This window comes from Sphingobacterium anhuiense (genome assembly GCF_042686355.1).
Taxonomy (GTDB): Bacteria; Bacteroidota; Bacteroidia; order Sphingobacteriales; family Sphingobacteriaceae; genus Sphingobacterium; species Sphingobacterium anhuiense.
The window spans coordinates 89,859-115,117 of record NZ_JBHUPE010000006.1 but is presented as its reverse complement, the minus strand read 5'-3'; the positions used below and the strand labels follow the sequence as shown (position 1 = coordinate 115,117).

Annotated in this window: 17 protein-coding genes; 12 read left to right on the top strand and 5 right to left on the bottom strand. The window is 39.0% G+C overall.

The features are described 5' to 3' along the window. Positions 1 to 63 precede the first annotated feature (63 nt). The 5 genes from ACFS6I_RS15605 to ACFS6I_RS15585 form a co-directional block, all read right to left on the bottom strand. The gene (locus ACFS6I_RS15605; protein WP_380921973.1) at positions 64 to 801 is read right to left on the bottom strand and encodes a CPBP family glutamic-type intramembrane protease; all 738 of its coding nucleotides are present in this window, start codon (positions 799 to 801) and stop codon (positions 64 to 66) included. A 377-nt stretch (positions 802 to 1,178) separates the two neighbouring features. Beyond that, the gene (locus ACFS6I_RS15600; protein ID WP_132843125.1) at positions 1,179 to 1,811 is read right to left on the bottom strand and encodes a DJ-1/PfpI family protein; all 633 of its coding nucleotides are present in this window, start codon (positions 1,809 to 1,811) and stop codon (positions 1,179 to 1,181) included. A 21-nt stretch (positions 1,812 to 1,832) separates the two neighbouring features. Continuing rightward, a complete protein-coding gene (locus ACFS6I_RS15595) occupies positions 1,833 to 2,807 on the bottom strand; it encodes a GlxA family transcriptional regulator (protein ID WP_380921970.1) in 975 nt (324 codons plus the stop codon). Between the two features lie 304 nt (positions 2,808 to 3,111). Further along, complete coding sequence (locus ACFS6I_RS15590; RefSeq protein WP_380921968.1) at positions 3,112 to 4,353, bottom strand: GTP-binding protein; 1,242 nt, start codon at positions 4,351 to 4,353, stop codon at positions 3,112 to 3,114. Positions 4,354 to 4,427: 74 nt separating this feature from the next. Continuing rightward, positions 4,428 to 4,634, bottom strand: coding sequence for a hypothetical protein (locus ACFS6I_RS15585; protein ID WP_021191561.1), 207 nt, complete (start codon positions 4,632 to 4,634; stop codon positions 4,428 to 4,430). 345 nt (positions 4,635 to 4,979) lie between these two features. Here ACFS6I_RS15585 and ACFS6I_RS15580 point away from each other — a divergent pair, with 345 nt between their 5' ends. From ACFS6I_RS15580 to ACFS6I_RS15525, 12 genes are all read left to right on the top strand, one after another. After that, a complete protein-coding gene (locus ACFS6I_RS15580) occupies positions 4,980 to 5,609 on the top strand; it encodes an RNA polymerase sigma factor (protein ID WP_380921965.1) in 630 nt (209 codons plus the stop codon). A gap of 50 nt (positions 5,610 to 5,659) precedes the next feature. Further along, entirely contained in the window at positions 5,660 to 6,856 is a 1,197-nt protein-coding gene (locus ACFS6I_RS15575; RefSeq protein ID WP_380921963.1) for a FecR family protein, read from the top strand. A 208-nt stretch (positions 6,857 to 7,064) separates the two neighbouring features. Continuing rightward, positions 7,065 to 10,544, top strand: a complete 3,480-nt coding sequence (locus ACFS6I_RS15570) for a TonB-dependent receptor (RefSeq protein WP_380921961.1) — start codon at positions 7,065 to 7,067, stop codon at positions 10,542 to 10,544. Positions 10,545 to 10,546: 2 nt separating this feature from the next. Further along, the gene (locus ACFS6I_RS15565) at positions 10,547 to 12,343 is read left to right on the top strand and encodes a hypothetical protein (RefSeq protein ID WP_380921959.1); all 1,797 of its coding nucleotides are present in this window, start codon (positions 10,547 to 10,549) and stop codon (positions 12,341 to 12,343) included. A 50-nt stretch (positions 12,344 to 12,393) separates the two neighbouring features. Then, positions 12,394 to 13,599 (top strand): hypothetical protein, encoded by a 1,206-nt coding sequence (locus tag ACFS6I_RS15560; RefSeq protein WP_380921957.1) that lies wholly within the window; start codon positions 12,394 to 12,396, stop codon positions 13,597 to 13,599. A gap of 23 nt (positions 13,600 to 13,622) precedes the next feature. Next, positions 13,623 to 14,711 carry a fasciclin domain-containing protein gene (locus ACFS6I_RS15555; protein ID WP_380921955.1) on the top strand — a complete coding sequence of 363 codons (1,089 nt, stop codon included), beginning with the start codon at positions 13,623 to 13,625 and terminating at the stop codon, positions 14,709 to 14,711. Between the two features lie 17 nt (positions 14,712 to 14,728). Then, on the top strand, positions 14,729 to 16,081 hold the full coding sequence (locus ACFS6I_RS15550) for a fasciclin domain-containing protein (RefSeq protein WP_380921953.1): 1,353 nt from the start codon (positions 14,729 to 14,731) through the stop codon (positions 16,079 to 16,081). A gap of 106 nt (positions 16,082 to 16,187) precedes the next feature. Continuing rightward, a complete protein-coding gene (locus ACFS6I_RS15545) occupies positions 16,188 to 17,186 on the top strand; it encodes a fasciclin domain-containing protein (protein WP_380921951.1) in 999 nt (332 codons plus the stop codon). Between the two features lie 31 nt (positions 17,187 to 17,217). Further along, positions 17,218 to 20,532 (top strand): TonB-dependent receptor, encoded by a 3,315-nt coding sequence (locus ACFS6I_RS15540; RefSeq protein ID WP_380921949.1) that lies wholly within the window; start codon positions 17,218 to 17,220, stop codon positions 20,530 to 20,532. Between the two features lie 121 nt (positions 20,533 to 20,653). After that, the gene (locus ACFS6I_RS15535; RefSeq protein WP_380921947.1) at positions 20,654 to 22,822 is read left to right on the top strand and encodes an IPT/TIG domain-containing protein; all 2,169 of its coding nucleotides are present in this window, start codon (positions 20,654 to 20,656) and stop codon (positions 22,820 to 22,822) included. Between the two features lie 475 nt (positions 22,823 to 23,297). After that, complete coding sequence (locus tag ACFS6I_RS15530) at positions 23,298 to 23,903, top strand: RNA polymerase sigma-70 factor (protein ID WP_380921945.1); 606 nt, start codon at positions 23,298 to 23,300, stop codon at positions 23,901 to 23,903. A 191-nt stretch (positions 23,904 to 24,094) separates the two neighbouring features. Further along, positions 24,095 to 25,255, top strand: coding sequence for a FecR family protein (locus tag ACFS6I_RS15525; protein WP_380921943.1), 1,161 nt, complete (start codon positions 24,095 to 24,097; stop codon positions 25,253 to 25,255). Positions 25,256 to 25,259: the final 4 nt, after the last annotated feature.

The following is a 25,259-nucleotide window of genomic DNA, read 5'->3' as shown; positions in this document are numbered from 1 at the left end:
GTTTACGATCGCTTATTAGCAGATTCATGATTCACCTATTGCCCTATTTCAGCATATGTTCCACTATAATATTCGTATCAGTGCATTCAATACATTGACCATATTGTGGCCTATTATGGGATAAATCAGATTACCTGTAAATTTCCTCAGCAAGCCAAGACTTAACGAAGATATCAGCGTGAGGTAGATGATGGTTATGATATCAAATTTGAGTTGATGATCTTCCGTTAACACAAGGCCATGTGCAACACTGAATAGCAGGGTCACGATAATAAATCCCCAGCCAAATGAGATGCCTTTGATATTCCATTGGGGAGTAAAAGCTTGATCAAGAAGCCAAAAGCAAATGCCTCTAAAAACTAATTCTTCGGTTAAGCCTGGCATTGTAGCCTGGAAAGCGAATGTCTCAAGATCAAAATGACCTCCTTTAGGGAATAAGATAAATTTGAAAATCAAATCAAAAAGTAAGAATCCAAGGAATATGGATATACCGAATTTCACCTGTTTCTTTGCATTACTTTTCAAGGTGAATCCGATCTGCTCAAGATGGGTTTTGCTTACCGAGAAAATGATGGTCAGCGATAACAATAAACTCAATATTTTACCGATCCATGAAAATTTAAGGCCGATCGAATCAAGGCTAAAATATTGTCTGCTAAAATGTTGGATATAACAATCCGCTAAAAAATAGACGATAAAAAGGATTAAAAATTTTGTATTTACTTTTTTCGTTTTGGCAAAAGCAATAGCCATTAACGGTAGCATCAAAGAGATCCAAATAAGCGGTGTGAATAGTGACATATCTTTTAATTTTTCTTAAAAATATGTGAATGCAGCATTCGATGAAATTTCTACCGATGAAAAGGTGGAATCAGCCGATGGAAGGTGTTTTTTGATCGATAAAGGAATTGCATACAACGCTGATCAATGGTTTAAAGCACGATCAAAAAAGTTAGTAATGGGTAAAATCACTTCATGTCGCATGAAGTGATTTTTAAAATAACCTAACTAGCTCTTCAAAAACTGAAAGTAAAATCCACAGGGTATGCGTTTAAATGGATTGATCGATCCTTTAATTGCTGTCATTTTACTTGATGTAAGAAAGAATGGATAGGTGAAGTGATCATGTAAAGACTGTTTTTCAATCTTATACGATACGATTATCCAGGTAGGTGAGCTTAATGAATTTGCAATTCTGCTTTATACTCAAAAATTTCAATAATCTGTTGAGCCACATCCTGACCAAGGATATCTGTCACCATATATAAGGCTGCATCTATACCTGCTGTGATGCCTGCAGTAGTTAATAAGTCACCCTGATCAATATATCGAGGCCCTGTTACAACTTGACTGTCCGGATTTAGTTCTTGTAACAGATCTGTCATCATAAAATGACTGGTAATAGATTTTCCATCTAAAAGCTTAGTATTCGATAGTAATAGCGCACCTGTACAAATACTGGCAATTACAGTATCACGTTGTGCCTGAGCTGTAATCCATGCTGTGAATCGGGATTCAAAATGCTCGTCTTTAAATAATTTGATAACTGTTTCAGGAAATGCTCCAGGTACGATAATCAGATCTGCTTGTGGACAATTATCAATTGTATATTTAGGAATAATTTGCATGGTATTGGATTCTGCAAATATAGGCGTAGTATCCAAGGCAACAGTATAACAATTAAAGCTGTTTGGTATTATTATATTTGCTTTTACAAATACATCTAAAGGTCCGTTTAGATCTAATACTTCTACTTGGTCAAAAACAAAAAATGCAATGTTTTTGATGGTTTTATCTTTGTTGATCTCCATTTTAGAAAAGGTATTTATGAATTAATGTTGAAATGTGTTTCGATACTGTATTGCACTAATTTTATAGTATTTATAGAACAGTTTGTTTAAGGAGCTGACCTGATCATAGCCACATTGTACACTGATGATCTTTAAAGCGTCAGCAGTATAGGCAAGTAGCTGTTTGGCTTTTTCTAAACGTATTTTTTCGATAAATTGTCCAGGCGGAAAAGAAGCTTCTTTTTTAAAGACGCGTGAAAAATTGCGGGGACTCATGTTTACTGCGGATGCTAGTTGTTCAAGATTTAATGTTTCTTCAATATGTGCATTAGCATAGTGATAGATTTTTTGAACAAGTTCACTCATTTCTTCAACGGCAGGTAGTTCTTCGGAAAAGAGCGATTGATCCGAGAGCCTATGTACTCCAAATACCAGATGCTTGGCCACCTGTATGGTCATGTCCCTTCCCAAATCTTCTTCAACTAAATGCAACGCCAGATTGATTCCAGAAGTTATCCCGCCAGAACTATAGATATTGCCATCCTTTAAAAAAATAGATCGGGCGTCAACATGAATTTCAGGATACATACTTTTAAGCAGGCCTGCATATTTCCAGTGTGTGGTCACTGTTTTATTTTTCAGCAGACCGCTTTTGGCCATTAGAAATGTGCCGACGCAGATCGAAGCTAGGCGATTTACCTGCGGATATATTTGCTTGAGCCATGTATAGACCGTTTCATCAAGATTTTCAAATAAATTGGGGTGCGTGCCCGCAATGATCAAGGTATCTATAGGTGTTGTTATATTGAAAATACTTGCGTCGCATTGGAGCTTGATACCTGAATTTGATGTGACAGTTTCAGATTTTAATGCCGACAGGTAATGAAGCTGATAGGGTGCGCCATAACCTACTTTTTTTACAATTTCATTGGCCGTATGAAAGACATCAGTAGGTCCTGCTACATCCAATAATTGTACATCTGGTAATATCAAAATGGCAATATTTTTCTTATCCATGTCTCAACGTAATTTGCATATTGATTAGGACAAAGGTACTCGATCGTAACAGGATCATCAATGACAATATGCTGTGTTATCGTGCCATTTTTTTGATAATTTATTTAAAGCTTATGGATATACTTGAATGGTTATTTCATTATTTTGATCCGCTCAGGATGTGAACTTTTTAAAATAAAACCTGCTATCAGGTCAATTTTATGATGAAGGGGGTATCTGCATGTTGAAGTCCGATGATAATAAAATAGCATGGAGCATACTTATGCTACCATGCTATTTTATTTTTTCACTGATCTTCTCTACCTTATATATTTGTTGGAAAAGGATCTTCGAATAGGATGTTTTTATCAAACAGATAAAACTCATCTTCTTGGAGTAAGCATTTTTCCAGATCCAGCATTACTTTTTTTTCGTTTATGTCTTGTCCGATAAAGACAAGTTCATTTATCCTGTCGCCCCATTGTTTACTCCAGCGACTTTCAATATAGTCTTTGTTGGCCACATAACTTTCAAACTGTATGCGTTCAAAGTAAGACATGCTGCTCCACCACACGCCAGCTGTTTCTAGGCGTGAAGATCCGCCTGCCTGAGAAAAATTTAAAGCTTCATCCCGACGAGAAGCTAGCCAAAAAAGACCTTTGGCACGTATAATACCTGCGGGATAGTTATGGTTTAAGTAATGCCAAAACCGTTCAGGATGAAAAGGTCTTTGATTTCTGAATACGAACGAACTAATCCCGTATTCTTCAGTTTCAGGAACATGATGCTCCGACTCCAACTCCTTTTGCCATCCCGCCGAAGTCTGGGCTTCATCAAAATCAAACAGGTTGGTGTTTAATATTGCTTTTGGACTTACCTTTCCAAAAACAGAACTGATAATATTTGCTCCTGGATTTAATTTGTGTATCGCAGCCTTTAAAATACCAACTGTTCCAGCATCCACCAAATCTGTTTTATTCAGGATGATGACATTGGCAAATTCGATCTGATCTGTAAGCAGGTTGACAATGGTTCGGTCGTCCCCCTCCATATCCGTTAGATTTCGGTCCTGTAGCAGTTCATTTGTTCCAAAGTCCTTGAAAAAATTAAAGCAGTCCACGACGGTAACCATGGTGTCGATGTAGCTGAAACGAGACAAGTCTATCCCATGTTCTTCGTCAACATAGGAAAAAGTCTGCGCTACCGGAATAGGTTCACTGATACCTGTACTCTCAATCAATAAATAATCAAATCGTCCTTCATTTGCAAGTTTTTCAACTTCAACCATGAGATCTTCACGGAGTGTACAGCAAATGCAACCGTTGCTCATTTCGACTAATTTTTCTTCTGTACGCGATAGCGTGTTTTGATTTTCAACCAATCGTGCATCGACATTCACTTCGCTCATATCGTTGACGATAACTGCAACTTTTAAGCCCTCTTTGTTCTGCAAAATATGGTTAAGTAAGGTTGTTTTTCCAGCACCAAGGAAACCGCTTAATACGGTGACCGGAAGTTTCTTGCCGATGCTTACATCAGGATTTGATAAGGATGTTTCTGTCTGCATGTAGTTAATTTTTTAGCGTTTTATATAAGCATTATGAGTAGAAGTATTCAGTTTATAGCCTTGTTAATTTTAACCTAAATCGAGCCTTCAACTATTTTTGTAAACCAGCCAATGATATTTTGATAATGTTGAAAACCATACAAGCGGATGAATTTTTTCGTTTCGGGCTTATCTAGATCATGATAAACAGCAAGTCTCCTGGTTGCAAATTCTTTGGTAAGACTGATCTTGCAATCATTTACCAAACAGGTTTTCCATTGTTCAAATGTTTGAGGTATCATATATAATCTGTTTTCTGAATTGTTATACAGAAACAAATGTAGGAAATAATTATATCAAATGCAATTAAGTTGCATTTGATATAATTATAAAAAGTGAAGAAATAAATCTGGTACAAACCCAATATTATTAAAAAAATGCATGTTGATTCAAATGATCTATTGTTTTAAGTAAGGGGGGGCAAATATTGTCGATGGGGCGATACAGGAAAGGTATGTGATGTTTGTTGCTTGCTTGTTTTTATGCTGCTCTTAGAGATGACATGATTTGGTTATTTATAATTAATGCTCTGTTAATATGCGTTCTATTTCTTTGTAAGGAATAGTTAACCGTATTATTTTGAATTTATGCCTCTTATAAAACGCCACGACCTGAAAGAACACTGGAATAAATTTGTTATCGAAGAATGTGAAGAAGCGTTTTATCAGATTTACGAATACTATCATCATTACCTAAGCTATGTCGGCACCAAACGTGGTTTTGCTATTGATATTATTCAAGATGCCATTAACGATGTCTTTCTTTATTTATGGGAAAATAGGATAAAAAGCAGTGCGATACAGAATCAGCATAATTACATTATTACCATATTTTTGCGCCAGCTATTCCGTGGCGACGCAAAAAAATACGAAATGATACCTACCATGGCTACTTTATTAGAAAACTGTGAGGTACCTTCTGTTGAAGATGGATTTATACAGCGTTATACGGAAGATGAGGTCGGTCGCTTTGTAAAAGGAAAAGTAGATGAGCTTGGCGAGAAGCAACGCTTGTTGATTTATCAGAAATTTTACCTTGGATTATCCTATCATGAGATCGCTGTTGCAAATGGTATTTCGATCAATACGGTCTACAACACCATCTATAAGTCTGTCGATAAATTACGAAATCTATTGACTGCCGAACAAGAAACCTTCCTTAAAATAGCCATTGGCGCCCTTTCAACATTTTTTTTATTTTTTTTAGAAAATCAGTAGTGAAAAAAGCTTACTCCATGCTCTATTGATCAAATGAAGAAAAATAAAACATGGAAGAACTGAATCTGAAAGCATTATTAGCAGATGAGAGCTTCATTAACTATTGTAAAGGATACCCTGCTCATGATGTTGCCAAATGGGAGAATTGGCTTCAGGATCGTCCGCAGTATCGTAAAGAAGTTGAAGAACAGAAGCGTATCGTACAAGCGCTGGCATATCATGTTACTGTTACGACTGCTGAAGATAATTATCTTAGACTCAAGGAGCGGATCGCTAAAAAAAATAAGAAACTGGATACAGGTTTTCGGATTTCCTCATGGCTAAAGATCGCAGCTTCAATACTGCTCATCTGCTCCATCTCTTACTTGATTTTTCGTCAATCTTTTCTGTTTAAACCTGATAACAGTACGCAAAGTTTAGTAATACCAGGAGAAGATAAAGCTCTATTGACTCTGGCAGATGGCTCTACGATTTCATTAGATGAAGTTGCCGTCGGAACATTAGCCTTAGAAGGCGGAGTCCGTGTAGAGAAAACAAAAAGTGGTCAGCTTATTTACAGTGTTTCCGAATCGGAATCCAATAACAAGAGTGCATCAAATACGATTGCAACTCCTAAAGGTGGGCAATACCGGCTCACATTGCCCGATGGTTCTAAGGCTTGGTTGAATGCCGCATCGTCTTTACATTATCCAATACATTTTGAAAATAATGAGCGGAGAGTAAAAATGACCGGTGAGGTGTATTTTGAAATTGCCAAGATGGAAAAGCGTCAGCATGGCCGGATGGAGCGCATCCCTTTTTATGTTGAAACAGCACACCAGGAGATCCAAGTATTAGGTACGCATTTTAATGTGAACTCCTATCCCGATGAACCCGGAATAGTTACCACACTGCTGGAAGGAAGTGTGCGGGTTACCTCTTCTTTAAACGGCGAATCGATTCTGTTGCGTCCCGGACAGCAATCATTCTTAGATAAACACTTTGTTGTGGGAGACGCAGATGTCGAGCAGCAGGTAGCGTGGACTGCCGGAGATTTTGTTTTTAAAAGTGAGTCACTAGCAGGTATACTGCGTAAAGTTTCACGTTGGTACGATGTCGATATCGTATGTCCACCACATTTAGGAAAACTCAAATTTGATGGCATTGTTTCGCGTTCTCAGCCCTTGACTGCTATTATGGATATGGTTGAAATAACGGGAAAAGCAAAATTGAAATTGATAGAAAGGAGGATTATTGTGACCGATTAATACCTCTATAATACCTGATCGGCTTTTAAAAAAAGGCCAAAGGTGCTCGTAACACCTCTGGCTAGTGCGTTAAGCTGATCGATAACGTTGTGCGAACAAAATCATCAATTAATATTAACGACAACAAATATATAAAATATTCATTTGCATTGGGTAAACACCCGTCATGAATCTGCTATATAGTCTTGTTAAAGGACAATAAATACATATGAATTTTTATCAATGCATGCGTGTTATGAAAATCACCATGATGTTAATGACTTGCTTGTTGGTTCAGGTCAGTGCGTCTACTTTTGGACAACGTATTACACTGAATAAACAAAATAGCAACATACCATCCATATTACAGGAATTCAGAAAACAAAGTCAGTACGACTTTTTTTATGATACTGAATTATTTAAAAATACCAAACCGATCCATATTAACCTGAAGGATGCTTCCATTGAACAGGCATTAATGGCTTGTTTTTCCGATCTACCTTTTCGATATGTGATTAAAAATAAATTAGTAGTGGTGACCGATGCTCCAGAAAATGCTGGAAGCAAATCCAAACCCGAACAACAGCAATTTACGATTACCGGAAGGGTGCAAGATGTGCATAATAAAGCGGCTCTTGCAGGGGTCACCATTCGGGTCAAGGGTCTTTCATTGGGTGCGACTACCGATGCCTCGGGCAATTTTACAATCATCGTTCCTAAAAGCACACAGGTGTTTGTATTCACCTTATTGGGATACCAATCCCGAGAAGTATCGATTAATGCCGCCGAACGTAATATCATGATCCAGCTGCGTTCTGCTTCAACAGCATTAGATGAGGTGGAAGTCAGGGTACAGGCGCGACGTAAAGCAAATACTGAAGTTGCTGTTTTGGAAGAGCGTAAACGCGCGTCTATTGTGCAAGATGCTATTTCAGCAGAATTAATAGAACGTACAGGAAGTATTACAACGACTCAAGCTTTGCAAAGGGTTACCGGAGTAACGGTTACAGACGATAAATATGTTGCGGTACGTGGTCTTGGTGACCGGTCGGTTATTGGACAGCTGAACGGAGTACGTTTGGCATCATCCGATCCAGATCGCAGTTCTATTCCTTTAGATTTAGTTCCTGCTTCTTTGCTGGATAATATCACCATCTATAAAACGGTGACACCTGATAAACCTGCAGATGCTGCTTCTGGAATTGTAGAATTGAAAACAAAGTCTGTACCTGATCGGATGACTTTTGAAGTGATTGCACAGACGGGTCTAAATGCTAATATCGGAATGGGAGGGAAGTACAATAGTTTATGGAATAGTGACATGGGCTTTTTGGGCACAAAGATCAATAATAAAAATCTGTCGACTGATTTCTTAAATCTGGCGAAAGAATATCCCGCAGGTTTATCATCGATCCATAATATGATTGCCAACAGTAATTACAGCAACGATGCTTATCAGGAGGTTGGAAGAATTAATGGGATCATGCAGGGCTTTGATCCTGTGATGACGAGTACTTATAAAAAAGCGCCATTGAACCAGCTGTATTCGGCAACATTTGGAAACAGTTATGACTTGTTCAATAAAAGGCATAAGCTGGGTGTTATTTTAGGGGGTAATTATTACAGAAGAACGACCGATATAAGCGGGGGGGACTTGACGCAATATAGTATCTATCAAGGGGTGGTGACCGGTAATCCGGACGTGTACAGTGTTCGTAATATTCCAAATTATATTACACCTAATAGTTTGTATATGGGTAAATATCAGACTTATAAGGAGAATACAGGTACGGAGACTCTGAATTATGGAACTCTGGCGGGTTTAACTTACCGATTCAATCCACAGCATGAAATTAGTATGCAATATCTCGGGAGTTGGGGTGGTGAAACCAAATCAACCCATCTTGCCGGCAGATATGAGTATACGGGTTTACCAGGAGAAGTGAAAAGCACAACTTATTCGCTAAAACAGACTTTCAGAAACTTGAATACCTTCAATTTACAAGGCGAGCATAAGTTCTTAAAAGGAGATCTTTCTCCTCGTTTAAGTTACAATGTGGCGAGCTCAAAATCTAAACAGAATGATCCCGATTTTCGTTTCGCAAGTTTAGCTGATTATATACCACGTGATGGGGGCTATTATAGTAGACCGGTCGTTGGTGCAAATAATGGTGCAACAGAAGAGGTTTATAGTAAACATCTGTATGCGCTGACTTCGGGTTATGTGAATGGATTTGGTACATATGGTATTATGCAGGCGGAACCGAATGGTAGGAGATGGCGAAATCTGACAGAACAGAATTATAATTACAAAGCTGATATCAGCATTCCGTTCCGTTTATTAGGTCAGAAGCAAGAGTTCAAAACAGGGGTAAACTATTTGTTCCGAGATCGGGATTTTACAGAAAACCAGCTGTTCTTACCAGGATCGAATTTTACCGCTAATAAAGCAATACCGCTTTATGATGTTGAGGGTAATCTGAATCGTCTTGTCAGTAATGAGATCATTGGGGTGAAGATACCGACAGCAGGTCAGGGTGAAGGTATGATGCCTATCGGTGGATTTTTATATAACAGTCAAAAATCACCCAATAATTATACTGGTTATTTTGAAACGAATGCCTTATATGGTATGCTTGATCTGAAATTGACAGATAGGTTCCGGATGGCAGGGGGTGTTCGATTTGAGATGACCAATATTGGCTCTACAGTCGATACAGCTGGCGTATTTTTGGATCCTTCATTAACAACAGGCGCCAATGGAGAAGCGCCTATTCCGCTTAATCCGATTGATCCTAATTCTGTCTATAAAACGGGTTATAAACCTTTTTATTCGTTGAATGCGACGTTTACATTAAACGATAACATGAATTTCAGAGGCGCTGTCAACACCACTTTGGCTAGACCAGAGCTGCGTGAGATCACGAATGTTTTTGAATTTGACGCTTTTCAAATGGGGTTAGTCGTTGGAAATCCAAATCTGAAAAATCAATATACACAAAATGCAGATTTTAGATGGGAGTGGTTTCCTGCGAAAGGTGAGGTTATTGCCGTTTCGGCTTTTGGTAAGCGTATCGAAAATCAGTTGGTCAAGGTGTTTAATCTTGAAACCCAAGGATTGGCAGCAACTTATCCAGAATTTCCGACCATACAATTCCAGAATGATGTCAATATTGGTAAAGTCTGGGGAGTCGAGTTTGAAGTGGTTAAAAACTTGGGAACTTTGGTCGATCCTTTGCGTAATTTTTTCTTAGGCTCAAACCTAATGCTTGCTCAGAGTAAAATCCAGAAATCAGCAGCGCGCTATGAAGCAAATCGTTCGTTGGATCGGCATTCACCAAAAAATAGTCCGTTGTTTGAGCAAGCTCCCTATTCAATAAACGCTTGGTTAAATTATGATAATGATCAATCAGGAACAGATTTAACGATGACCTTTAATATGGTCGGAGAACGATTGGTCCAAATCAATTTAACAGGCGAGCCAGATCTTTATACACAGCCAGTTCCTTATTTGGACTTTGTATTTAGTCAACGGATTAACAAAAGAATTCTCTTTAAGGGCTATGCCAAAAATATCATGAACCCGGCCATTAAAACGGTGTATGCTAATCCGCAGACGGGAGGCAAATGGTACGGTAATGAGTACATCAACCGTAGTTATAAACGTGGTGCTGAAATCATGGTGGGCTTTACTTATAATTTATTGTAGTCATGCGATATCAACAAATAAACTTCAAGAAATACAGATGCTATAATGCGATGCCTGCTTACTGGTTTCGTTTAGTCGATAACTACCTTACTTATGTGGCAATTATAGTGCTGTCTTTCGTATTCACTTCCTGTAAAAAAGAAAAAATTGAAATGGGGGTGGACAATCGGGCGGTAACGGAAAACCGTGAACGATCAAATGTCCGTATTGTAAACATAGCAGGATATAATCAGGTTATTTCGGGAAAAGATAGTTTAACCAATTTTATCGTGCGTCGTCCAGACGCTCCAGATGCCGACCAATATCCCGGTACACCCTATTTTCCTGTAGACGGACGATTGGGTAAAAGTTGGGTAATTCCGCAAGATCTTTTTAACCAGCAGGATCAGGTAAAGCTTACGTTGGGCGCAAGAAGTTATCAGGGGAATTTATATCCGGATATTACTTTTCAGGCACCAAACGATTATAATAAACCCATGGATTATTTCCTGATGCCCACTATTTTTATGGATGGCCAACCGGATATCGTACCGGTACCACGCGCAGTTTCCTCTCCTTCAAAACCAGATCATTTTAAAATTCGGATTGTGAATCTTGGAGGAAATATTAAACATCAGACCATGGGCTTGTTGGGTATGCAAGAAGATCTTACTGGCGCAGTATCTCTGGCTTACGCAGACGGTACTCTTGTTCATTCACAAACGAATAATATAAACGTAAGTACGGTCAGTTCTTCTTACATTGAATTGCCTTATGGTACTTATCAGTTTAGGTTATTGCTACAAGACGGAAGACAAATTCCAGCTGTAGGAGCAGATACTTATGAATACACCGTCCTTCATCCGTCGACTTCAACAATTGCGATCAGCCATTCCAGCAACAGCAATCTGCATTATGCTCCCGTCGCAACCTATCAGCCAGGAGGTGTGTATACGATAGTTGTTGCTCCAAGAGAATTTAATTATCATGTAGACGAAGTCGACAACACGTCATCTTATTACCAGAATGCTTTTCAGGTGCTTAGCGATGTAACAGCTCCAGCCAACCGCACTTATTTTCGTATTCAAGCGGCTAATGCACTAGCTGGACAGTCCGTTCGTTTTCGAATTGATGGTAAAATTCTCGCAGATGCTTTGACTTTTGGTCAGGCGGGTAATTATCTCAATCTGATTCAAGGAACACATGTTATAGAAGCCCTGGATATGTCAGGCAAGGTATTGGCATCTGTAGAACAGGCGTTGCAACCTGCACAAAATTATACCATTTGGCTTTATCCCGGACAGGATGGTAAGGCAAAACTGCTACTTGTTGCGAATGATTTAAGTGGCTCTGTGTATACGGGAGCTCAGGATGATGCCAGTTTTGCCCATTTGCAATACCAATTTTATTTTCCCAAACGCTTTTTAAACTTATCTATTGGAAATCCATATGTGACTTTCACAGCAGGAAATGGACAGTCTCCCGCTATGGCATTAGATAATCGTGACGCGGTAGAAAATCTACAGCCTGGAATTCCGAAGATGGAAAGACCATATATCGGATATCGAACGATCTATAATCCTTTTGAATTTATGGTCTACCGTTCTACACCAGATGTCGTTCCTGGCACTTGGGCAAATGATATCGCTGTATTGACACATGAAGCTTTTATCGCCAATAAAAAACTCTATGAGAAACCAGGACGGCCTGCTCCTGTACAAGAAGCGGGCGTATATACAGTTGCTCTTATTGGCAAGAGTTCTAAAGATGTGACTCCGTCAGATAAAGCAAGAATGATTTTAGTTAAACATACTCGATAATGGGGAGGTACAGATTTTCTGGACTGATCATTATTTTAAATAATATTTACATGAAAAATCAACGATTAACGATTTACTTATTGGTGTTGCTGCTGTGTGTTTCGCTATTTACAGGTTGCGCTAAGGTCGAATATACAGCCATCGCAGAACCTGCCTATCTACGGGTTTTCAATAACCTCAACTATATCCAGACTTTAGGGAGTAAAGATGATAAAGTTCCTTACTTCTGTATGTTGATCAATCCTAAGTTTGGTACAGGAGGTGCAATAACCGGCGCCGAGATTGTAGGCGATTTTTTGGACAAGAGAGCAGCGTATGCTCCGCCTTATCCATCACATATCGGAAATAGCACAACAGTGGACAATCCTGAATATCCAGGAAAGGAAAATGTGTTGGTAGGTCCTATCTTAAATGGATTTGATTTAAGCAGCTGGGCTCAAGTTCCATCAGGAGAGTTGCGCATCGTTTTCGCCTATCGACCAAAGAATACCATTCCATTTTTTGAATTAGAAAGCCATCTACAGACCGATATTTTAATTGATACGGTGATCAATCTTGCAAGTAAAGAGGTGTATACGTTGCATTTGCTACAAAAAGATTTTGTAACCAAAGCGCATGGATTACTCTTGCGCCAAGAGAATTTTCATAAGTTACCGCTTTCTGATTCGTTGGTATATGTCAATTTCTATAACATGAGTGCTAAAGGTTTCGTAGATGCAGATCTGAGTTTGAAAGATGATGATTATGTATTGCGGAGTTTTAAAAATGGCATCAAAGACGAAATGAATATTTTTCTTTCGCTTTATGAAAGTCAGGATAATCCTATTCTTCAATCGCCTACAGTAATCGGTTATAAAGGTAAATTTTTAACACGATTGACCCGCAATAGTACCAGTGCTACAGTAAGTCCTTATATGAGTTTTCCGCTCTGGGCGAGCAGTAAAAGTAATGGTATTCAAACAGATATCTGGCAACGGTTTGATTTCTTTTCACCGGGTATGGATATCACCAATAATCCTTTTTTCTCTGGTGAGATCGCTACCGGAGGTAATTGGGCTTCGGTAAATTGTCTGAAGAACGGAAAAGTATTCTTGGGCGGATCTGACAATGGTACACAACTGCCGAATCTTTTGGTTAACGTACATTCCGGCACCCATAACCCACAGACATTTGCAACAGTAAACACGTTGGAAGTTGTAAATGGTCGGATTTATCTAACCACTATTCAACGAAAATACGCCCCACCAATTTACTAACAGTTAGATAGGAGATTTTAAATATGAACTATAAAATAATCGATAAGTGGTGGAATAAGGTACAGCAGTATGTGCTGTTTATACTTGCATTTTTCCTTTTCTCTTGTGAACATCCCGATTTAACAGTGGTTGTACCGAACGAGAACCTACGTCCTGCATCGGATTTTATCAAGAATAATTACGAAATGACCTTATTCAGTGCCGCACTGGAAAAAGTTGGTTTGACGGAAACGTTAAATGAAAAGGGGCCTTATACTGTTTTGGTTCCTACTGATGACGCATTTAATGAATTGGGAATATTTAGACCATCTGATTTTGATAAGATGGATCTAGACAGTTTAAAAAAGGTGATCCAATACCATATTCTTCCGCGCCGTATGTTGTTACGGGATATTCCCTCGAATGGAGTTGATGTACGCTATGCCACGCTAGCTGGAACGGAGTTATATGCTTCGCTTGGTTCGGTAGGACCAAATGGGGGTACACCTGCTAATGAACTTTTTTTTAGCGGAGCAAAAGCAACCCGGAAAGATGTGATTTTATCCAATGGTGTGCTGTATGTTTTAGATAAAATGATGAAACCGCATTTTGATACCTCTATTCAGGCTTGGTTGGCAGCACGTCCTACCTACCGTGTTTTTGTAAGTGGGTTGAAGAAATTTGGTTTATGGGATCAACTGGCAACGAATGGGCCCTTCACCATCTTTGCGCCGACCAATGAAGCATTGGAAGAAGTGGGTATTACCGAAGAAACATTACAAACATTAAGCCCAGAAAAATATCGTGCTGATGTGCTGTTTGGATCTTACCTCATCTATGACAAACACTTTTTTGTATCCGATGCTAAAGTTATGGGGATCATTGCGACTACTGGGGGCTATACCTATCAGTTAAAGAACAATCTGCATGAGATGAGTTTTGCTGCGGGAGAGGACTACCCCAGTTTTATATTAAGTTACTACCTCAGATTACGTGCAGACCGTACCGTCACAGCACCTATAATTGCTCAAGTATCGTATGGAATCAGGGCAAAGATGGACTATCTGTGTCGTAATGGTGTGGTACATGATCTTAATCAAGGATTGGTAAGACCTGAACAGGCTATTAAATAATATCACAAATTATGCTGATGAAAATGCAACAAATCAATACACTATATAAGCTGGCCTTTATGGGCTTGCTCATGACGCTGTTATTTGCCGCCTGTAAAAAAACAGAGTTTATGCCTGCGGCGGAAGGCGAGCAGGTGCCTTATAAACCTGAGGCGACTGAGAACGTTATCGAAATATTAGGTAAAAATCCGGATGCGACAATATTTTATACGGCTTGGAAAAAGAGCAGCATGGAGGAGAAAATCAAGGAAAAAGGAAGTAATACCACCTATACTTTGTTGGTTCCCAACAATGCGGCGATGATCGCATCGGGACTGACCGAAGCAAAGATTGCACAAATGCCACGGACAGATGTAGACAGCCTCCTGTTATTTTATACGGTTTTGGGTATGATATCCCGTGATGAACTTCGAGATAATAGTTTACCTGTAAAAAGTATGCTGATGAATCCGGGTTTACGAGTTCCTTTTTATGAAGGTGGAGTGGGATCAGGTCTTGGCCAACGCTATGATCCCTACTATTACAAACATTATCTGGCTATACGCGATGACCAGTTACTGATCAATGGAAAGAAAGTAGGTAAAATTAACTATCAACCAGCACGCAATGGTGCCGTTTATTTTTTGGAGCAAACGGTTTATAAACCTACAAAAACGGTTTTGGAAGCATTGGAGCAGGATGGTCGTTTTACCATGTTTCTCGAATTACAACGTCTTTCTGATGAAAGTTTTGCAGAAACGATGGTGACTCAAATGGAGCCTTTATTTGGTTATAAAATGTCTCCTGAAGAATATTGGCAGAATTTTCCTGATGCGCGGGAGCCCTATACAAAAAAATGGATGATCGGACCAACACCTAATCCCGATTATGCTGATCCCAATATCACCATATCGACTTGGTTTGCACCTACAGACGCTGCATTTAAGCGTGCTGGATTTAAATCTGTAGCAGAAATGCTTCAATTCAATGAGACTCGAGGCCATGTGTATTTTGATGAGACGACGTTCCAACCCTCTGGTGGTTTTCCATTGGATAGTATCGTCAACTATCATCGGGATTGGGGACGCTTTTTTGCGATCAAAGATCCGGCTTATGGGTTGGCATATCCCAATAGTACGGTATTTTTTAGTAATGATCTGACGGCCGATTTCTTACAGGATTATTACGTCAACATCGGTGGAAATGCGCAGGTGGAATATGCCTATAAAAATCCTTTTGCTTTTACAGCATCCAATAGAAAGCTATCCATGACCATAAAAGAAAGTGGCGGTACACCTGTACAGATTATCGATACCGATATCAATACCCTCAATGGACCGATACATGTTGTGGACAATCTGCTGTTGCCAAAGGGATTTAAATTAAAGTAGACGCTTAAAATCGAATAGAACCTCAAATATAAGAGCATATCGATACGATTTTAGATGAACGCTGAATAATAAAATGAGCTTGCAAGCTCTGATTAATGATTGATAGATGAAACTACAGCTAAGATATTATAAGCAATTAGTGATACTGCTTTTTGCAACTTTTTTGATTACCTCCTGTAAAAAGGACGAGGTACTCAATAGTCATGACAATAATAGAGTCAATTTGGTCATAGCCGACAACTTTAATCTGTCCAGTTTTAGTGCTGTTTTACGTAAAAGCGGTATGGATAAGGTTGTACAGCATGGTGAAGGCCCCTATACTTTATTGGCCCCTTCAGATGCCGCTTTTTCAACAGCAGGTTATAACGGTCCGGTCGCAGTTTTGGCTGGGAATACGAAAATGATCAGCAGAATTGCCAATTATCATACATTGGACGGGAAATATGAGTTGAATAAACTTCCTTTTTTGTTTAATCAGGAATTGCGGACTCGGGGTGGAAAGATGTATGCAACGCATTGGATAAAAGGAAGAGATACGGTGTTGACCCTCAACGGATCACGTGTATTGGCCCAAAACATTGCCGCGTCCAATGGATTGATTCAGGTTTTAGATCGTGTTCTGACACCTTATGTACACGATTTGATCGGGAGTGCTATTGCCGCCGATCCCAACATTACTTTATTTGCTCAAGCATTAAAGAGTTCGGGAGTTTTACAGACCATAAGCGGTGCTGGTCCTTATACGGTTTTTGCTCCAGATAATGCAGCGATGCAGGCTTTGGGATATAGTACGGTGCAGCAAATCCAGTTGGCAGATCCTGTTAAGCTTCGAAGTTTCTTGCTTTACCATATTGTGAAGGACAGACGTTTCGTATACGATTATATTCTCAGTACTGGCACTTCAAATATGGCACAACAGGGTATGATGGATGGTAACAGTATCACCATAAAGCTGGTGCCAAATCCAAATGCTCCAGCATCTTTCCAAGGGATTAGCTTACGTGGGATAGGGAATACTGTAGATATCAAATTACTGAAACAGGATATGTTAAGTGGAAACGGGGTATTACATGTGATCGATGGTGGTTTGCGGATTACTCAATAATCAAATTAGGATTAGCTAAAAGAAATTAAAAATGAATAGTTATATCAATATGAAGCCAAGATCTGGTCCGTTTTTAGGGAAAGATATGCTTTGGTGGATAAAAATAAAAGCAGCCTTATTGTGCTTCTTCTTTTTAATGGGTATCTCTGTTTTCGGACAGGAAACATCAGGTGCTTTAACAGGGCGTGTTCAGAATATTGACGGGAATGCTGTAGCTGGAGCTTCGATTCTGGCTATACATACGCCTTCGGGAACACGCTACTCACTTGCTACGGATAGAGATGGTCGCTACACGTTAAACAATCTTCGTATAGGAGGACCCTATACGGTGACGGTGAGTATGATCGGGATGCAAAGTGATACACGTTCGGATATTCAAGTCCGTCTTGGTGCCGCACAGGAACTCAATTTACAATTGCAGGAAGGCAATCAGGCATTAGCAGAAGTTGCTGTAACTGGTCGTTTACAGAGACAACGTGCGGATACGTATGGCGCAGGACGCAATATCAGTGCTGAGCAGGTCCGCAATATGCCTACAGTGAGTCGTTCGATTACAGATGTGACCCGCCTGACACCTCAGGGCAGTAGAGACAATAGTTTTGGCGGAACTAATTTTAGGTATAATAACGTCACTGTAGATGGGGCAGTCAATAACGATGCGATCGGTTTTTCTCCTTCTTTAGGTGGACAGACAGGGACTTCGGGCATGGCTGGAAGCAGTACGCGTACCAACCCGATTTCCATTGATGCCATTCAAGATATGCAGGTGTATTTGGCACCTTATGATGTAAAAATCGGTAATTTCACAGGAGGTTCGGTCAATGCCGTAACCCGAAGCGGTACCAATAAGATCGAGGGCTCAGTATATGGATATGGACGTAATGCTACGTTGACAGGAAAGGATCGGGTTGGTGGTTTAGGCAAGATGGATAATGATTTTTATGACTACCAGTCCGGATTTAGAATTGGTTTTCCAATCATAAAAGATAAACTTTTCTTCTTTAGTAATGAAGAGATAACCCGTCGTCAAGATCCTACACAACTGTATGCAGGTACTACCGAGACAGCCCATATTCTGAGTGAGGATGATGTCAAATCGATTGCTACAGCAGTGGGTAGCCGCTATGGAGATGTATTTGATGCAGGTACAGCAGGAAAGTACACAAACTGGTCAAAATCGACCAAGTTCTTTAACCGTATCGACTGGAATATTAATGATAGGCATCAATTGGCCATTCGTAATAATACTATTTTTAGTAGTGCTACCCATACTGACCGCGATCAACAGGATTTCCGCTTTTCAAGTATGGCGTTTAAGCAAACGAATAATCAGAGTAGTACAGTAGCAGAATTGAAAAGGCGCTTTAGTAATAATCTTTCTGGTAATGCGGTATTGGGTTTTACAGTAGTAAACGACAGACGAGATCCGTTGAGTGACCCTACGCTTCCTCAAGTACAGATTCAGGGGCGCACTCCAGGTACGACAATTTATCTCGGAACTGACCGTGAAGCGAGTATTTTTGATATGCAACAGCGGACATGGGAACTAACGGCAAATCTGAACTGGAACCTTGGCCGGCATAAACTCCTTTTTGGTACGCATAACGAGCTTTACCGTATTCGCTATGGTTTTGTTAATGCTTGGAATGGACGTGTAGATTATAATAGTATTGACGATTTTTTAAGTAATAATCCTTATCGCGTACGTGGTAGTTACAACTATAAGAACAATACGCGGGATTATATTTTAGATAATCCAGCCGCAGATTTTGGAATCAATATGTACAGTCTTTATGTACAGGATGAGATCAGGGTAAGTGATCATTTTCGTGTTACACCGGGTTTACGTGCCGATTTTACGCAGTTGCCAGATATGCCTGTACTTAGTGATAAGGTTCGTCATATACAGTCCGATCCGTACTTTGGAACAACTTATAATTACACGCCTTTGTCTCGGATTTCAAATGATTTTCTTAATCGCGTACAGCTGTCACCCCGTGTGGGATTCCGTTGGGAAGTGCTGGAAGATCAAAGTTTAGTATTACGCGGTGGAGCAGGACTTTTTACAGGACGTATTCCCTTTGCATGGTTGGCATATGCTTATTATAATACAGGTGACAGTTATGGTGCTTTTGATCAGCGTGCAGATCAGAAACCTTTTGCTCCGGGCAGTGATGCGATTAAACCAAGCCCAAATGGATTGGCTGATTTTATAGCTGCAAATGGGGCTGTAGTAAATGATCCAAGGAGTGGGAAAACGCAAGTTGATCTGGTGGATAATGGTTTTACATTGCCACAGGTGTTGCGTGGTAGTTTGGGTATTGATTATGAAACAATGAACAACTGGAAGTTTACTGTGGAAGGTATGTACACGAAAAATATCAGTGATGTGCTCTTTCAACAGCTAAATGTACATGATAATCCACTTTATTATGGTTATGATGTTCATAAGCAACAGCCGGTATATAAGGGATCGGTTGACGATCGTTTTTCGAATATTTATTTGTTGAGCAATACCGATCAAGGATACCGCTATAGCATTACAGGTACGATCAGTAAACGAATGAAGAATTTTAATGGAACTGCGAGTTATACGTACGGAGAATCAAAGGATTTGAGTAATGGTGTCCGTAATTCAATGGAATCAAACTGGCAACTGAACCAATCGCTTATACCGAATAATCCAAAGTTGGCCTATAGTAATTTTGATATTCGCCATCGTATTGTTTCAAGTATCAGTTACGATCAATATTGGCGAAGTGCTGGAAAAACAAACATCACTTTGTTTGTCAGCGCACAGTCGGGCTCTCCATTTACTTACGGAATTGTCAACAACAGTATTCAAGGATTGCCACAACAGGTTAGTTTGGTATATGTACCGAATCCTGACGAAGCAATCGGTTATTTTAAAGATATTCCTAGTGGAAATACTGCACTACAACAGGCTGAAGCATTTAACAGGTACATCGATGGCAATGCTTATCTGAGCAGTAGAAGGGGGAATTTTACGGAGCGTAATATGGGACGTACACCTTGGAATGTGCAAGCAGATCTTCGCATTGCACACGATTTGCCTGTAAACAGTAAAAAAGGTCAATTTATTACAATTTCTGCTGACGTAATCAATGTGACAAATCTGCTGTATAAAAAGTGGGGGGTACAGTATTTTTCTCCTAATACGTTCAATTCGACAAGTAGTGTGGGTTTGACCCCGACATTGTTTCCGCCACAGCAAAATAATGGAAACTGGCCGGTATTTACGTTCAATGAGCCTGGGGAAACCTACAGTATTGATTATTTCAATTCAAGGGCACAGATGCAATTAGGGGTTCGGTATACATTTTAGGTTCTTGCAGTTTATGGGATTTTAACTCCTAATGACGGTAATGACCTGAACGGTGAGGAGGATAATAATGAAAAAAGATAGTATATGGATATTCCATATGATTAAATAAAAAATGAAAGTCATGAAAATATGGACAAAATATAGCCTCGGTATCATCCTTTTTATTTTGATACTTGCAGGTTTTGCAGGTTGTGAAAAGAAGGAAGGTATACTTCCTGAGACAGCAGTGAAAATAACGGAGTATTACCCAAATTCAGGAAAAGAGGGTACGCTTGTCACCATCGTAGGAGAGGGATTTGGTACAACACTTGAAGCGTATAAAGCAACAGTAAATGGTAAAGATGCCACTGTGATCAGTGCGACTGCAACAGCTATAGTGGTTCGTATGCCCACTGGTGGGAATACTGGTAAATTGGTGTTGAGCTATAATAACCAGATCATGGATGTTGGTACATATACCTATCAAGATTTAAGTGTTCGGCAAGTATTTCCTGCAAATGGTCCTGCTGGTTCCCAAATACGCATTGGAGGTACGGGATTTGGAAGTGTCAGTAATCCAGCGGAAGTCTTTATTAATGAAAAAAAGGCTTTGGTCGTCAGCATTAGTGATACGCTGATCGTAGCAGAAGTGCCCAATGAGGCTGGTTCTGGATCTGTAATTGTTAAAGTGGATGGGATGAATGCCAAAGGGCAAACCTTCACTTATCAGGCAATAAAGGGTATCAAACCTTTGACAGGAGGGAAAGATACACGTGTAGTGATCTCAGGAGAAGGTTTTGAGCAACTGACTACCAATAATATTGTTGAATTTAATGGTAAGAAAGCCGTTGTCGTTGAATCTGCCCCAGAGCGTTTGGTCGTAAAGGTTCCAGATGGAGTAACAACAGGTCCTTTATCGGTTAATATCAATAACCAAAAAACAATAGGTCCATCTTTTACCGTTGTGGATAAACCTGTTATTCAAACTGTAACACCGCTAAGTGGTCCAAAGGGGGCACAAATGACGATTAGTGGATCTTTATTTAGTAAAGAGCTAGATGAAAACCAAGTATATATCAATAATATATTGATACCGTTGACGTCAGCTAATGAAGCGGAACTGAAACTGACAGTTCCGGGAGGCACAGGGTCTGGCGTTATCCGTGTTGTAGTGAATGATCAGGTGAGTAATGGTCCGCAGTTTAAAGATCAAAATCTGGGGATTACTGCGATGACACCGGATAACGGATTGACCGGTACGAGTGTGACGATTAAAGGAACGGGGTTTAGTACGACAGCATCAGAAAATAAAGTGTATTTCAATGGCGTATTATCAATGGTAAAAACAGCCACGGAGAACAGTTTAGTGCTCGAAGCACCTATAGGATTAAGCACCGGAAATGTTAAAGTTGTTGTTGGTGCGCAGGAAGCTCTCGCTCCACAATTGTTTAAAAGAGCTGGTGTAATGACTTTGGCGGGTGGGCCTAGCAGTAATATCTTTGCAGGATATATGTCTGCTATTGCTACCGATCAGCAAGGGAATATCTATGTAACAGATACGAATAATAAACAGGTAAAAAAAATAACAGCTGCGGGTGCTGTGTCAATTTTACAGGTCAATGGAACAGATGCGGTTTTTGTTAAACCGTATGGTATCGTAATCGATAAGCAGAATACTATTTATGTGAGTGATCAGGGAACAAATCAGGTGATCAAGATTACATCGGGAGGTCAACGTACGGTACATACATCGGGATTTGCACCGGGACATATGAGTATTGATGATGCAGGAAATTTGTATGTCAATATCAATGGATTTGCAGCAGGAGTCAATAAGGTCAATCCAACAGGAAATTATAGTAAAATTAATGGTACTGGTTGGGTAACAACTCGAACGGTGGTAGATGCTTTAGGAAACTACTACTATCCAGATCAGAATGCAATTAGTGGGAATGGTTTAATGCGAAGAGGGACTGATGGCATAACCATGAATGCTTGGGTAGGGTTTTCAGATGCAGGTTATGCTGATGGTATTGGAAGTGCTGCTCGCTTTCAAGGTATAAGTAGCGTCGTTCTTTTTGAAGGTAGGACTATATTTGCTACAGATAATTTTAATTATGCTTTAAGAGAAATTGATGTCTCAACCAGAAGAGTATCCACTATTTTCAAAGCGAACAACCGTGGATATGTAGATGGCTCATTAGTGGAGTCACGCTTTGGCGCTTTGGCAGATATGGCAATGGACAAAAATGGTAATATCTATATCTTAGATCCTGATAATAAAGCAATCCGGAAGGTCTTCTTGAAATAGATACGCATAATTTAGTCGATTTTAAAAAAACATCCTCACTAATAGATCATATGATCTATTAGTGGGGATGTTTTTTTATACTACGAAAATTTCTTAAGATTCAAATTTGCTTCTTTTTGGAATTTTTAAATAAACTTAGATGCTGTTTAGATCCTATTAATGAATCTCAATTTTTAGTAAATACTAATAATAACAGTATAATCTGAATAATGCTAGATTATACTGAGATTGTTAAAAAGGTTTTTAAGAAAAAAAGTGAAAGACATGTATTTAACCATGGAGTTGTATAGATTAATGTTTATGATGAATAAAAAAGAGCGAGCATATCAAAAAAATATTAAATAATCATGGTTAAAATGCAGTATTATTGCAAATTACAAGCAGAAAGTATAAATTATTAATAATATTATCTATTAACCCTTTAATAATAATGTCACAATAATGTTATAAATTTACTTAATCTTTTAATGGTAAAATGACAAAATACGCTTCAGCAACTTGGACGGATGAAACCCTAATTGATTTAATTCGGGTTAAGGAAGATCGTGCTGCTTTTTCAGAATTATATAACCGATACTGGGAGAAAATATTTCTTTTAGCTGCTAATGCGCTCAACTCTAAAGAGGAAGCAGAGGAGTGCGTTCAGGATATCTTTTGTAGTTTATGGAATCGTCGAGAAACGTTAAAATTAAAATATTCCTTATATACTTATCTTGCTGTGGCTGTTAAATATCGTGTAATTAATATTCTCGATAGTGCATTTCATAAAAGAAAGCGTACTCAAAATGTAGATCTAGTTGAAAATGAAATTTATTCACCTTCAGCAGAAACACTTTTACTTGAAAAGGAGCTTTTTGCTAAGCTTGAAAACGCTATAGCACAATTACCTGAAAAGTGTCGTTTGGTTTTTAAGATGAGCCGAGAAGATTTAAAGACACATAAAGAAATTGCTGCAGAACTAAATATATCTACAAAAACTGTCAATAACCATTTAACTAAGGCAATCAAAGACCTTGGAGACAAAATGAGTGCTTCATCTATCGCTTTTATATTAGGCGGATGTATACATCGTCTTTTTTAACCTATCTCCTCATCATTTTTAAAGAAAAAAGAGCTTTTTATTAAAATTATCTATTCAGTTCCTCACCCCCGTAAGTGATTGTTTTTCAGCTTGATGATAGTTTTTACTTATTTTTATTATTTTTTTTAAAAAGGACTAGGTATATAATCAGTTTTTACTGACTATTAGTATAAACCTAAAGTCAGAGTCCAATGAATAAAAAGCAGCTAAGAAAACGTATTGAGGAGCTCGCTAGTAAAATTAAAAAGGGTAATATAAATACTTTAGAGCAACGGGAGTTCGATGATTGGTATCGTCTACAAGCGGAAAAAGACTTTTATATTCCTGAAGATTTTGCAAGTAACAATGCCGAATTAAAAAATCGTATTTATCATCGTATTGAAGATAAGCTGGAATTTGATAAGAAGACAAGGTATCATTGGATTTTTAATCGCAATAATTTAGGCGCAGCTGCAGCTGTTTTAATCATGCTTAGTTTTGGAGTTTATTTTTTATTAAAAACAGACCGAATCGCTAATACTGTTACTATTAGTAATCAAATCCCCGATTTAGCCCCAGGCAAAAACAGAGCGATATTAACACTATCCGATGGAGAAGAGATAGATCTAGAAGCATCTCCTCAGGGGCAGATTGCCGCAGAAGGAAATTCATTTATTCATATCAATGCTGAAAATGAAGTGATCTATAAGGATCGCAATGTAAATCAGGTTAAATCTCCTTATAGAACAAATACCATGCGTACGCCCCGAGGTGCAACATATAGATTAAAATTAGCAGATGGTACTAAAGTATGGTTAAATGCCGCATCATCGATTACTTATCCAACATCATTTTCTGATAAAAACCGTGAAGTATCCATCAGCGGTGAAGTTTATTTTGAGGTTGCACATGATGCTTCTAGGCCTTTCAAAGTAAAAACCGGGGATCAGATGATTCAAGTTTTAGGAACACACTTTAATGTGAATAGCTATAATAATGAGGATGTAATACGGACAACTTTGGTCGAGGGATCAGTAGCGATTTCAATGGGCGAATTTAACCATGTTCTTCGACCTGGAGATCAAGCTCGCATTAGTAATAATGGAATCAAAGTTGGAAAAGTAGATACGGATGAAATTACCGCTTGGAAGAACGGTTATTTTCAGTTTGTCGATGCGGACATATATACGATTATGAAACAGATTTCTCGTTGGTATGACGTAGATATTGAGTTTGTCGGACCAATGAGTAAAGAGTCTTTTACCGGTCGTATTTCACGCGATCGGAATCTAAATCAGGTACTTCAAATTGTACAGAATTCAAAATCAGTTCACTTAACTTTTGAAGGGAGGAGGATTATGGTTAGACAATAACATA

Bases quoted from the DNA above. Each gene is read 5' to 3' on its own strand.
- ACFS6I_RS15605 (WP_380921973.1), bottom strand. From the start codon at position 801: ATGTCACTATTCACACCGCTTATTTGGATCTCTTTGATGCTACCGTTA.
- ACFS6I_RS15600 (WP_132843125.1), bottom strand. From the start codon at position 1,811: ATGGAGATCAACAAAGATAAAACCATCAAAAACATTGCATTTTTTGTT.
- ACFS6I_RS15595 (WP_380921970.1), bottom strand. From the start codon at position 2,807: ATGGATAAGAAAAATATTGCCATTTTGATATTACCAGATGTACAATTA.
- ACFS6I_RS15590 (WP_380921968.1), bottom strand. From the start codon at position 4,353: ATGCAGACAGAAACATCCTTATCAAATCCTGATGTAAGCATCGGCAAG.
- ACFS6I_RS15585 (WP_021191561.1), bottom strand. From the start codon at position 4,634: ATGATACCTCAAACATTTGAACAATGGAAAACCTGTTTGGTAAATGAT.
- ACFS6I_RS15580 (WP_380921965.1), top strand. From the start codon at position 4,980: ATGCCTCTTATAAAACGCCACGACCTGAAAGAACACTGGAATAAATTT.
- ACFS6I_RS15575 (WP_380921963.1), top strand. From the start codon at position 5,660: ATGGAAGAACTGAATCTGAAAGCATTATTAGCAGATGAGAGCTTCATT.
- ACFS6I_RS15570 (WP_380921961.1), top strand. From the start codon at position 7,065: ATGAATTTTTATCAATGCATGCGTGTTATGAAAATCACCATGATGTTA.
- ACFS6I_RS15565 (WP_380921959.1), top strand. From the start codon at position 10,547: ATGCGATATCAACAAATAAACTTCAAGAAATACAGATGCTATAATGCG.
- ACFS6I_RS15560 (WP_380921957.1), top strand. From the start codon at position 12,394: ATGAAAAATCAACGATTAACGATTTACTTATTGGTGTTGCTGCTGTGT.
- ACFS6I_RS15555 (WP_380921955.1), top strand. From the start codon at position 13,623: ATGAACTATAAAATAATCGATAAGTGGTGGAATAAGGTACAGCAGTAT.
- ACFS6I_RS15550 (WP_380921953.1), top strand. From the start codon at position 14,729: ATGAAAATGCAACAAATCAATACACTATATAAGCTGGCCTTTATGGGC.
- ACFS6I_RS15545 (WP_380921951.1), top strand. From the start codon at position 16,188: ATGAAACTACAGCTAAGATATTATAAGCAATTAGTGATACTGCTTTTT.
- ACFS6I_RS15540 (WP_380921949.1), top strand. From the start codon at position 17,218: ATGAATAGTTATATCAATATGAAGCCAAGATCTGGTCCGTTTTTAGGG.
- ACFS6I_RS15535 (WP_380921947.1), top strand. From the start codon at position 20,654: ATGAAAATATGGACAAAATATAGCCTCGGTATCATCCTTTTTATTTTG.
- ACFS6I_RS15530 (WP_380921945.1), top strand. From the start codon at position 23,298: ATGACAAAATACGCTTCAGCAACTTGGACGGATGAAACCCTAATTGAT.
- ACFS6I_RS15525 (WP_380921943.1), top strand. From the start codon at position 24,095: ATGAATAAAAAGCAGCTAAGAAAACGTATTGAGGAGCTCGCTAGTAAA.